Origin of the sequence: Glutamicibacter sp. NPDC087661 (genome assembly GCF_044743275.1) — a bacterium.
In the GTDB taxonomy this organism is placed as follows: Bacteria; Actinomycetota; Actinomycetes; order Actinomycetales; family Micrococcaceae; genus Glutamicibacter.
Window position 1 is genome coordinate 49,469 of record NZ_JBIUWE010000008.1, and the last position, 11,115, is coordinate 60,583.

8 protein-coding genes are annotated in these 11,115 nt (G+C 61.8%); 4 read left to right on the plus strand and 4 right to left on the minus strand.

Annotation, left to right across the window (positions count from 1 at the left end):
* Positions 1-121 precede the first annotated feature (121 nt).
* Positions 122-1,582: an HNH endonuclease gene (locus ACIOTN_RS17890; RefSeq protein ID WP_402474102.1), complete on the minus strand. Its 1,461-nt coding sequence runs from the start codon at positions 1,580-1,582 to the stop codon at positions 122-124.
* 334 nt (positions 1,583-1,916) lie between these two features.
* Between ACIOTN_RS17890 and ACIOTN_RS17895 the strand changes: the two genes are divergently transcribed.
* Entirely contained in the window at positions 1,917-3,398 is a 1,482-nt protein-coding gene (locus ACIOTN_RS17895; RefSeq protein ID WP_105662734.1) for an amino acid permease, read from the plus strand.
* A gap of 304 nt (positions 3,399-3,702) precedes the next feature.
* Here ACIOTN_RS17895 and ACIOTN_RS17900 read toward each other — a convergent pair whose 3' ends face one another.
* Positions 3,703-3,984 carry a hypothetical protein gene (locus ACIOTN_RS17900; protein ID WP_105662733.1) on the minus strand — a complete coding sequence of 94 codons (282 nt, stop codon included), beginning with the start codon at positions 3,982-3,984 and terminating at the stop codon, positions 3,703-3,705.
* A 461-nt stretch (positions 3,985-4,445) separates the two neighbouring features.
* On the opposite strand from ACIOTN_RS17900, the gene ACIOTN_RS17905 reads away from it, so the two are divergent.
* Together ACIOTN_RS17905 and ACIOTN_RS17910 are read left to right on the plus strand one after the other, a co-directional pair.
* Entirely contained in the window at positions 4,446-6,116 is a 1,671-nt protein-coding gene (locus tag ACIOTN_RS17905) for a thiamine pyrophosphate-binding protein (protein ID WP_105662732.1), read from the plus strand.
* 73 nt (positions 6,117-6,189) lie between these two features.
* Positions 6,190-7,227, plus strand: a complete 1,038-nt coding sequence (locus ACIOTN_RS17910) for an endonuclease/exonuclease/phosphatase family protein (RefSeq protein ID WP_105662731.1) — start codon at positions 6,190-6,192, stop codon at positions 7,225-7,227.
* Here ACIOTN_RS17910 and ACIOTN_RS17915 read toward each other — a convergent pair.
* Both ACIOTN_RS17915 and ACIOTN_RS17920 read right to left on the minus strand, forming a co-directional pair.
* Positions 7,224-8,525 carry a D-arabinono-1,4-lactone oxidase gene (locus ACIOTN_RS17915; RefSeq protein ID WP_286134713.1) on the minus strand — a complete coding sequence of 434 codons (1,302 nt, stop codon included), beginning with the start codon at positions 8,523-8,525 and terminating at the stop codon, positions 7,224-7,226. The genes ACIOTN_RS17910 and ACIOTN_RS17915 overlap by 4 nt on opposite strands.
* Positions 8,522-9,712 (minus strand): alanine racemase, encoded by a 1,191-nt coding sequence (locus tag ACIOTN_RS17920; RefSeq protein WP_105662729.1) that lies wholly within the window; start codon positions 9,710-9,712, stop codon positions 8,522-8,524. The genes ACIOTN_RS17915 and ACIOTN_RS17920 overlap by 4 nt, the downstream gene beginning before the upstream one ends.
* A gap of 134 nt (positions 9,713-9,846) precedes the next feature.
* Between ACIOTN_RS17920 and ACIOTN_RS17925 the strand changes: the two genes are divergently transcribed.
* Positions 9,847-10,590, plus strand: a complete 744-nt coding sequence (locus ACIOTN_RS17925) for a hypothetical protein (RefSeq protein WP_402735841.1) — start codon at positions 9,847-9,849, stop codon at positions 10,588-10,590.
* The last annotated feature ends 525 nt before the right edge of the window (positions 10,591-11,115 follow it).

Genomic DNA, 11,115 nt, shown 5'->3' on the forward strand with positions numbered 1-11,115 from the left:
GGTCGGAGCAAAGCCGCTTGGAAAGTAGTTTCCAGGCGGCTTTGTCGCAGGATGCTGCGCAAAGCCGGTGGCGTCGAGCGGCATTAAGCCATGAGTACGCGCAATGGTTGCTTGCCGGGAGTCAGGCTGCGATGTCTTCAGGGCCATCCTTGGGCTTCAGCCGTTCCTTGAGCTGCTGTATCCATTTCGAGTCGCGTCTCAATTGCGGGAACGGCTTGTGCGCGTAGCCCGTAGCTGGCGGCGCGGTGGACTTGTAGGACATCGCCGAGCCGGGACAGATCATGATGGTGTGGCCGTTGCCGTAGGTCGTGTATTCGTACCAGCCGGCGGCTTCCTTGGCCTTGTTGCAACTAGCGCAGCGGCCATCGCCGTTGAAGACGGTGCTCCTGCCTCCGCGGGCGTATTGCTTGACGTGGTCTATTTCCTCCACGATGCCGTCGCAGAACGGGGTGCGGCAGTGCCGGTCGCGGATCGCGATGAACTTCTTGAGCTTTTCCGGGAAGATCCGGGCTTTGGAGTCCATGGCGATCAGGTCCTGGTCGCCGGGTGCGGTGTAGAGGCGGGCGAGTTCGGTGCGCACGTCGAGCTGTTCGATCAGCTCCGTGGTGGGTTTGGCGTCCATTTGGTCGAAGGTCAGGCTGTTGGGGATCTGGTGCCCGCTGATCCATTCGCGTACGCTCTGGGCGGGGATGAAGCCGTAGCCTTCCAGATAGGCTGGTTCGCGTTCGCCGGCGAACAGGGCCCGGTCGGTCATGACTACTGCGACTTGCAGGGCGATGGGCATTTTGGAGGGTTCGCCGACCATCATGTAGCTGAAGAGCAGGTCGGCGCGGATCTGGGTGCGGGTGCGCGGGTCGCCTTTTTTGCGCAGGGTTTTCGATTCTTCGTCGAGGTAGCGTTTGAGGCACATGCCCTGCAGCAGGGGGTATTCGCCGTGGATGATGATGCGGCCGTGCTGGTCGTCGATTTTCAGGGTGAGGTTGCGTTGCTCTTCGACGGTTTTCTGCTTGATGGAGTCGGGGTCGGAGATGTAGGCCAAGGCGAATTTTCGGACTGTTTCCTTGATTTGGGTGGTGCCCATGGATTCGAACATGTGCGGGTTCTGGGCGTAGAGCTGGTCGAATTCGGTGCGGCGCTGGGGTTTGAGGTCTTGGAGCGGGGTGAGGATGGCTTGGGTTTGGGCTTCGGTGAATTCGCCGCGGGCGCAGGCGGCGGCGAGGTTCGGGGTGTCTTCGAAGAGGATGCGGCAATTGACCAGGTAGTTGCGCATGCCGTGCGGTGATTGCTTGCGGGCCAGAGCGACGCAGGCGGCTGCGCCGCGGGTTTGGTCATCGAGGTGGACGCCGCGTTCTTCGTGGTCGCGGACGTATTCTTTTTCGATTTGGTGGGCGAGGCAGGCCTGCTTGCAGCGTGCTGCGGAGATGAGGGCTTCCAGCAATTCGATACCGTGGGCGCAGTCGGCTTTGCTGCCGTGTTCCTCGAGGGCGGAGAGGTCGTTTTGCACGGTTTGGACGTGGAGGTCGAATTCCTCGGGGGGTGCTGGTGGGGTGAGGCTGTTTCCGTGCGCCTTTGCTTCGGACATGTTCTAATTATACTTCGCTTGTTCGAACATGTCTTCTAATAGTGTGGAAAACTTCAGGGGTTTTCGATAGGCGCTAGTGCGCGAAGCGGAATAAAATGCATAAATATGCATTCCTGATCATGAAATCCATCTCAAAAGCTGACTGCCGAGCGATGCGCAAATACGGCTAATGCCCAAGAAGAAGCGGGAATTAGTGCGAACCCGCCGGATTCCTGAAAAGTCGGGACCAGCTGGATTATGACATGATATTCCAGTTCAGAACTTCCACGCGCAGCGCCCGGCCGCATCCTAGGCAGGGGCGAGGCAGCACCACCATTTCCCTTGAGGATCCGCGATGAACCGCAAACCGTCCGTGAGCTCCAGTCCGGCCACCCTGCTGGGCGCGCAGCTGCGCCGCCGCAAGTCGATCACGAATATGATCGCCGAAGCGGAAACCAATGCAGGGGCAGGCCAGCTGCGCCGCACCTTGGGCATGTGGCAGCTGACCATGATCAGCGTCGGCGCCACCATGGGCACCGGCATCCTGGTGATCCTCGGCGATACCGTGCCGATCGCCGGTCCGGCCATCTGGATCTCGTTCGTGATCGCGGGCATTACCGCGCTGCTTTCGGCGGTGTCCTATGCCGAAATGGCCGGCATGGTTCCGGTTTCCGGCTCCAGCTATTCCTATTCCTATGCCACCATGGGCGAAGGCATCGCCTGGATCTGCGGCTGGTGCCTGGTGCTCGAATACGCGGTGTCGGTGGCTGCGGTGGCCGTGGGTTCGGGCCAGTACGTGAACGAAACGTTGCGCACCTTCGGCATGGAGCTGCCCGAGCTGCTGGCTGGCGGCCCGGCCGACGGCGGAGTGGTTAACCTGCCGGCGCTGATCGTCGTCGCACTGGCCACCTTGCTGCTGGTGCGCGGGGCGCGCGAGTCGGCCATCGTGAACTCGATCGTCGTGGCCATCAAGGCCGGCATCCTGCTCTTCTTCTCGGCCGTCGCCTTCAGCGCCTTCAATGCGGGCAACTTCGAGCCGCTGCTGCCAATGGGCGCCGCCGGCGTGACCGCGGCGGCATCGAGCGTGTTCTTCTCCTATATCGGCTTCGACGCCGCCTCGACGGCCGGCGAGGAAGCCAAGAACCCGAAGCGCGACCTGCCCCGGGCGATCATGCTCTCCATGCTGATCGTGACCATCAGCTACGTGCTGGTGGCCGTTTCGGCGATCGGCGCGCGCGAATGGAACTGGTTCGAAGGCGCACAGGCGCCGCTGGTGCAGATCATCGGCGAACTGACCGGGCAGCCGATCTTCGTGCTGGTCTTCGCGGTCGCCGCCGTGCTGGCCATCGCCTCGGTAGTGCTCACCGTGCTCTACGGCCAGACCCGCATCCTGCTGGCCATGTCGCGCGACGGGCTGGTGCCCGCGGTGTTCGGCAAGGTCTCGGCCCGCACCGGCACCCCGGTCGCCGGCACCTGGATCACCGGCATCCTGGTGGCGGTCACGGCCGGGTTCATCCCGCTGGGCGCACTGGCCGACGCCACCAGCATCGGCACGCTGTTCGCCTTCGCGCTGGTGGGCGCCTCGGTGATCTACCTGCGCAGAACCCAGCCCAAGGCCGAGCGCACCTTCCGCGTGCCGCTGTACCCGCTCACCCCGATCCTGGGCATCTTCGCTTGCCTGTTCCTGATGAGCCAGCTCGGTTGGCATACCTGGCTGGTATTCATCATCTGGATGATCGTCGGCGCAGCGCTCTACCTTGGCTACGGCCGGCGCCGTTCGCGCCTGGGCCAGATGAGCGCGCAGGACTACGCGGCCAGCCACGGAAACGAAAAGTAGCTGCGCGCAGCACGCAGCAAGCGGGCGGGACCCGGCAGCCACAGGCATGCCGGGTCCCGCCCCTTTAACTACTTGCCCTGGTAGCTGAGCCCGAAGCCGTAGTCGAAGAGCGCTCCATCGGCAGTTTCGCCGTAGCCGGGCAGGTCGCTGGCCTCGTCCATGACGAATGGCTGGCGGATCGCACCGGGCGCTTAATGCCCGTCGCGCTGCTGAATTCGCCGTTCGCCGCGCTTGATGAGCAGCAGCGAAGTTCCGCGAAGTTGGGGGCGAGTGCGGCTTTCCGTACCGCCCCCAGTTCTGACGCCTAGATTTCGTAGGTTTCGGCGGGCGCGTTGCGGATCAATCCGCGCTCGGCCACCAGCGTGCTGATGAGCAGAATGGCGGCGGCCGCGTTCCAGGGAACGAGCGGCAAGTAGCCTTCTGGCGGCAGGTCGGAAAGCAGCCAGCGGGTTACCAGGAACGTGGCCAATCCCAGCGCAAGCGAAATGGCGAATGCGATGCCCCGGTGTTTCTTGGAGACGCCCTGCCACGCGGGGATTGATCCGTCGGCAGGTGCTTCAGAGGTGATTCCCAAGAACTTCAGCATGCGTTCCTTCTCTATAATGTCCGATAGTTGTCATATAAAGATCAAGTCAACTAAGTGTTATTTCGATAGTATCGAATCTGAAAATTGCTGTACATGGTACTTTCGGATGACACTTCGACTTCGAACACCGAGCCCGGGTGAAACTTTTGGCCCCGTGCACGGCGCGCAGGCCACGGTGGCGCCATTCGGCGTCCGGTGCAGCCAAGCGCGGGGGCAGGACCGAGGTGCGTGGGCGCATCGCTCGGAACGCTGCGAGATCGCCCCCGGGGAAGTGTTAATGGGAAGGCGCACTAGCGGCCTAGCGCCAGGCGCGGTTCCTGCCTTATCATCAGTGAGTCAGGAACATGGCCCCGCCAGGTTCCGGCGCTCTCAAAAGGGGCGATACCCGTTGCGGTCCAGCAACCGGTAACGGCAGACATATATGGAATTTCTTCAGCACGATTTCTTGAAAAGAGTCCATAATGTCTAGCGTTTCAGCTGCCATTGCCCACGCCCTCAAGCCGCTGGCCCCGCGGATCTTCGGATTGATGGGCAACGGCAATGCCCACTTCCTCGACGCCGCAGTGCGTGCAGGCTTCGACTACACCGCCGTGCGCCACGAATCGGCCGCCGTTTCGGCCGCCGACGCCTACTTCCGCATCTCCAATAAGCTGGCCATCGCCTCCACCACTTACGGTGCCGGCTACACCAACACCATCACCGCACTGGCTGAAGCCGCCGCGGCCCGGACCCCGCTGCTGTTCGTCACCGGCGACGCGCCAACTTCCGGCCTGCGTGGATGGGACGTCGACCAGGCCGCGATCGACACAGCAGTGCGAGCGCCGCGCTACGTCGTTGACCGCAACAACCCGGGTGCCATCGCTCTGGAGGCGGCCGCCCTGGCGTTGCGCGAACGGATGCCGGTTGTTTTGGCGATCCCTTATGATTTGGCCGCGGTGGATTCGCTCGAAGAGCAGCTGCCTGATTTCGCCTCCCTGCGCAGCACCCCTCCGGCACCGCAGCTGAACTCCACCCAGCTGGAGCAGATCGCTGGAAAGCTCAACGCCTCGCAGCGCACCCACATCCTCTATGGCCGCGGCGCGATCGATGCCGCGGCGCAGGTCCAGTCGCTGGCGCAGAAGCTGGACGCCACCACCTCGGGTACCCTGCTGGCCCGCGACCTGCTGGACTACGAGTTCGATTTGGGCATCACCGGAGGCTTCTCCACCGAGGCCAACGCCCGGATCATCGCGCAGGCCGATACGGTATTGGTGCTCGGCGCCTCGTTGAACCAGTTCACCATGCGTTTTGGCGATCTGGTCGCGCAGGATGCCAGCTTGATCCAGATCGACCTGGGGTGCGCCGCCACCAACCCGCGCGTGGACTATTTCGCCACCGCCGATGCGACCCTGGCCGCCGCGGACCTGCTTGGTGCGGTGGAGCAGGCGCAGGGCGGATGGCGTTCAAGCCTGGACCTGTCCAATCTGCGCACCCGTCCGGCCGGTGACGACCTGGCCGCCGACGGGCAGCTTGATCCGCGCCGCGTGGCCAGCGAACTGGAGAAGATCCTGCCGGCCAATCGCGTGCTGGTGCAAGACGGCGGCCACTTCATCGGCTGGGGGCCCATGTACTGGTCGACCACCGGTGCACGCTCCTTGAGCTGCGTGGGCACCGCGTACCAGTCCATCGGCCTGGGCATCGCTTCCATGGTGGGCGCAGGCCCGGCGGCGCAGGGGCGCACGGTCGTGCTGGCCGCCGGCGATGGCGGCTTCCTGATGGGCCTGGCGGACCTCGAATCGATCGTTCGCACCGTGGAAAGTGGCGTAATCGTCATCTACAACGACTCCGCGTACGGAGCGGAAATCCACCAGTACGGATCCGTCGGCCTGCACGAAGACCCGATGCTGATCCCGACCGTGGATTTCGCCGGTATCGCCAAGGCCATGGGAGCCACCGGAATCCGCGTTGACACGCTCGAAGACCTCGCCGGGGTCCAGCAGTGGGTGGATGCCGGAGCCCGGGGCGTGTGCCTGGTGGATGCCCGTGTCTCGATGCATGTGCGTGCTCCTTATATGGACGAGGTCCTTTCCGCGAACAAGAAGGCCGCCGCGGCTGCGGCATTACAATCCGGTAAAGGTGGTGGCAAGCGGTAGCCGAACGTCGTAGGGTGGTTGAGTGCGCAAGTTATTAGTCGGAACAGCAAGTCTGGGTCTAGGGGCACTGTTGATGTTCCCCGCAACCGGCGCTTTTGCTGCACCCACTGGACCTGGCGACTCGGCGGGTGCCAGCGCAGCGCAGCTTTCCGAGACCTCGCTTCGCGTGGCAACCATCCAGGCAAATCTCAGCGGCGAAACTCCCCAGGAGCTGCCCGCGAACCTGATGCGCGGATCCGACCGCCAGGCGGCGCAGGTTGCAGACAAGATCAGCAGCGCCAATGCGGACGTGGTGGTGCTGACAGATATGGACGCCACCCAGGACGCGGTTGATGCACTGAACGACCAGTATCTGAACAATCCCGACGATGCCCGCGCCGATGTGGAATACGGGTATTCCTACCTGGCCGTGGGCTCCAAGGGCCTGCAAAGCGGTGCCGATCTGAATGCTGATGGCGTCATCGGCGGCGCCGAGGATGCGTGGGGCCAGGCCGCATTTGCCGAGCAGGGCTCGATTGTCGTGCTATCGAAGTACCCGATTGCACAAGACCAGGTCACCAGCGTTTCCCGGCTCAAGTGGCAGGACGTTGCCAACGACATGATGCACCACACCGACTTCTCTGGTGTGCTGGCCGCCTCCATTCCGGTGATGAGCACCGGGCTGTGGGACATTCCCATCCAATACCGTGGCGAGCCGGTGCATATTCTTGCGACCCAAACCCAGCCAGATGCGCAGGACCAGGAATTCGCCAAGGCACGCCAGGCTGATGAGCTGAAGGTTCTCACCGGCTACCTGGCCGGAGAGGACTACGTTCGCACCGATGAGGGCGAGCAAGCAGAAGGAGTCGGCGAAGACCGCTATGTCATCGCCGGCGCACTTGGCTTGCAGGAGAACGCGGCAGATCGCGTTGAACCATTCCTCCAGGGGCTCAAGCGCGCGAATGCTTTGAATGATTCCGGCAGCTACCTGGTCCCCAGCGCAACTTGGCAGGTATTGGGCCAGGGCCGCATCCAGGAGCATCCGCCAAGCAGTCCCCAGCCCCTGCCCGGAACGGTGCCGGACTTGGTGAAAGCATCAAGCCCGCTGATCTGGACCGATGTCCAGTTCTAGATGCCGAGCAAACCCCGCAGATAAGGATTGAGGAATCGTCCCTCCGGATCGGCAGTTTGGCGCACCCTCGTGAAATCGCTGAATTTCGGGTAGAGCTGCGCCAAATCCGCTGCTTGCAGGCTATGTTCCTTGCCCCAATGCGGCCGGCCGCCCAAAGAACGGAAGATCTCTTCCATGGCCGGGAAGTATCCCGGAGCCTTATCCCGAATGTAGCGGTGCACGGCAATGTATGCTGTCTGCCTGCCGCTGGCGGTACCCAACCAGGTGGAGTCCCCGGCCGCGGTACGCACCTCGACAGGGAAAGAAACTCCAATTCCCGAACGCCTGAAATACGCTCGCACCTTCGCGAAAGCTTCATCGAAGCCAGCTAGCGGCAGCGCATACTCCATCTCGGTGAAGCGCACCCGTCGCGCACTGGTGAAAGCTTCATTCCATGGCGCGATGCTGCTGCGCTCCGGCAGGGCAGCGCAAGCCACCTCATTCAATTTGGCAGTGGTCCGGGGGACCGCTGCGCTCAGCGAGCTGAGCAGCTGCAACGCGCCATTGGAGAGCAGTTCATCGTTCAGCCAGCGGGCCGCCGCAGGCGGTTGATCGGCAGGGACCTGGCCGTCGAGCCGGGTATTGATCTTCACCTGGGCTTTGCTGGTGCCCGGGAACCAGAAGAATTCTAGATGGTCTTCTTGCCGGGCACGATCAACAAAGCTTTCGGCGATCTGCCCGATGGGTTCGATGGATTCGGCTGCACGCATCATGTAGTAGGGAACGCACCGCAGCCGAACGTGGGTGAGTACCCCCAGTGCTCCCAGGCCAAGCCGGGCCGCCTCGAATAATTCGCTATTCTCCTGCGCGCTGGCGCGCAGATGGGTCCCATCGGCCAGCATGAGCTGCACTCCGGTGACCGTTGCGCTGAATCCGCTGAATTCCAGGCCCGTGCCGTGGGTGCCGGTGCTGATTGCTCCAGCGACCGACTGCTTGTCGATATCTCCCATATTCTCCAACGCGAGGTTGAAGGGCCTGAGCAGGGCGGGGATCTGCCAGAGCCGGGTTCCGGCGCGGAACGTCACCTCGTGGGTGCGAGCGTCGACTTCCTCGATGCCGCGAAAGCCATCCAGATTCAGCAAGATCCCGTCGGTATCTGCCAGCGGAGTGAAGGAATGGCCTGCGCCGACGGTGCGCACCGGCTGGTGCTGGTCGGCGGCCTGCTCCAGGCTCTGCGCTAATTCTGCGATGCTGCGCGGAGAATGGACAGCTGCTGGGTGGGAGACCACGGTGCGTGCGAAATTCCTGAAAGTACTCACAGGAATGCTTTCCCTTCTCCACGGTAAGTAGGCCATTGTTCGACGATCCTGCCCTTGGAGTACACCGCCGCCTTATTAACGCGTTCGGCCGGTTCGCCGGACTTGGCATGGCGCAGCCACACGGTATCGCCTATGGCAATGCGGTGCGCCGACGGGCCAGTGAGCGGAGTCTGCACTTCGCCGGCTCCTTCCATGGCCAGGTAGCGAAGCTTCTTGGGATGCTCGATGGTGGGCAAGCGGTCCTTGCCGGCTGGGCCCGATGCGGCCCAACCGCCACCAAGGATGGTGACCGTTCGCTCATCGGGACGGCGGACTACCGGGAATCCCAGGTACAGGGCAGGGGTGGGGCGGAATGCGCGGTAGGAATCGAAGAGCGCGGGCGCGAATAATCCTGAGCCCGCGGCGATTTCGGTTACCGCTGGTTCTTGGATGGTGCTTTCTACCGAACCGGTACCTCCGGCATTTACAAACCGCAGGTCGCCGAGCTCCCGTACCAATTCCACGGTTTCGGCCCGGCGGTCCGCCAATTCGGCGGCGCTGGCTTGGCGCAGCTTGCGGGCGATCAATGCCCTGGGGCTGAAACCCCCATCGGGGACCGAAGCGATTTGGGATTCGTAGCCCATCAGCCCGTCCAAGATGAAGTTGCGCCGGCGGTGCACCTGGGCGGCCAGCTCGGCGACCTGTTCCGGCCGGGTCAGCGGGGAACGCGCGGCGCCGATACGGAGGTTGCTGCTGGGGTAATAGGCAGCATCCAGTTCCAGGGCGACCTTCAGCGGCCCGTGCCCCGGTGCGATCCTGTCGATCAAATCCAACTGCTCTTGGGTATCCACCATGAGCGTTACCTCTTCGCGTGCCTGTTCGCTGGCGGCCCACCGGCTGATCGCTTCGGCATCGGTTTGCGGGTAGGCAACTACCAAGTCCTTCAAGCCATGGCTGGCCAGCCATAATGCTTCGGCCAAGGTGAAGCAGAGAACGCCGCGGAAACCGGGCTCATCCAGGACCCGTTCCAATGCCTTGCGTACACGCAGGGATTTGGACGCGATGCGAATCGGCACACCTCCGGCCCGTTCGCGCAGGGCGATCACGTTGGAATCGAAGGCATCCAGATCGAGCAGCGCGACCGGATGCTCCGAGATCCCGGCGCTTTTCAAGGCGTGGTTATACCGTTTGGCCTGAGCGTTCTTCATAGGCCAACTCTTGCACCAGCGTCGGGGAGTTTCAAGGAATTTTTCAAGACGCTTGCTTGAAAGCGCAAAGCCCAAGGTAACTCTCAGGGTCTTGCGGTTAAGCTGGAGCCATCATGAAAAACGATCCGATTTCAATGACTTTGATTGGCAAAGATGGAAAGCCGCGCTCCGGCGTGCAGGACGCCATCATGAAAGGCATCGGCGTGCAGCGCCCGCTGGTGCTTGCCTACATCAAGAGGCTGCGCAAAAAGCACCCTGACGCTACTACTGCCCAGCTGGCAGCTATTGTCGAGCGCGATTACCTGCGCGTAGTTACCGGTTCCGGTGCAGCCGTGGGTGGAACCGCAGCCGTTCCCGCTGTTGGTACCGGTATCGCCCTGGGCCTATCCATAGCTGCGACCCTGGGCTTCCTGGAAGCCTCGGCGCTGTATGCGCAAAGCCTGGCAGAGCTGCACGGCATAGCCATCGACGATCCGGATCGATCACGAGTCCTGGTTATGGGCATCATGATGGGCGATGAGGGCAGCTCGATGATTGCCGGATTGACTTCCCAGGCCGCAGGTCGCGGTGGGGGTCCAATCCAGGGATGGGCCAAGTCCTTCGGTGCCAGCAAGTCCACGAGCATCTACTCTGCAATGCAGCGCACCATGCAGAAGAAGTTCCTGCGCAAGATCATTGGCACCCAAGCGGCTAGCACCATCGGCCGTTTGGTTCCGTTTGGGGTCGGCGCGGCCATCGGTGGCGTAGGCAATCGATATATGGCCAAGCGCGTGATCGAGAATGCGGCAGTGGCCTTCGCCGGCATTCCCACGGTGGCGCCAAGCTCTCTGCCCCTGGATGATCCTAGAGTCATTGACGCAGAGATCGTCGAGGACTAGCTGAATCGCGGTAGCCGGCCACTGAGGTGGTCGGCTACCGGCTTTTAAGACGAATTTTTATGCGTTTTACAGATTTTTGCGAGCACCGAACCGCATGAACCCGGGCTTTAACCGGCGCTCCGGAATTAAGTGTGCACGGTCACCGTCAAAAACCACCCACCCGATTTGCAGGACCCCCAAAACCTGTGTATAGTTTTTCCTTGTCGCCGAGAACAAAACGGAAGAAATAACCGGATGTGAAACGGCGGCAGAACCCCAGAAAATCAAGGTTTTTCCACAGTCTTGTGGACAACAATTGAAAAGAATGGGAACTGAGAATACTGGTTCAAATCACAAACAATGGATTTGACTTTCAGGAATTCGAAGTTATAGAATATGAATATAACGCTGGACGAAATTACCGCCTGGAATGGTGGGTAAAGAACCGGTAAGTGTTTGTTGTTTGAGAACTCAATAGTGTGCCAAGTTTGTTGATACCGAATATTTTTATTTGGTGAATACATAACATTTGCTTGAGGCATTGCA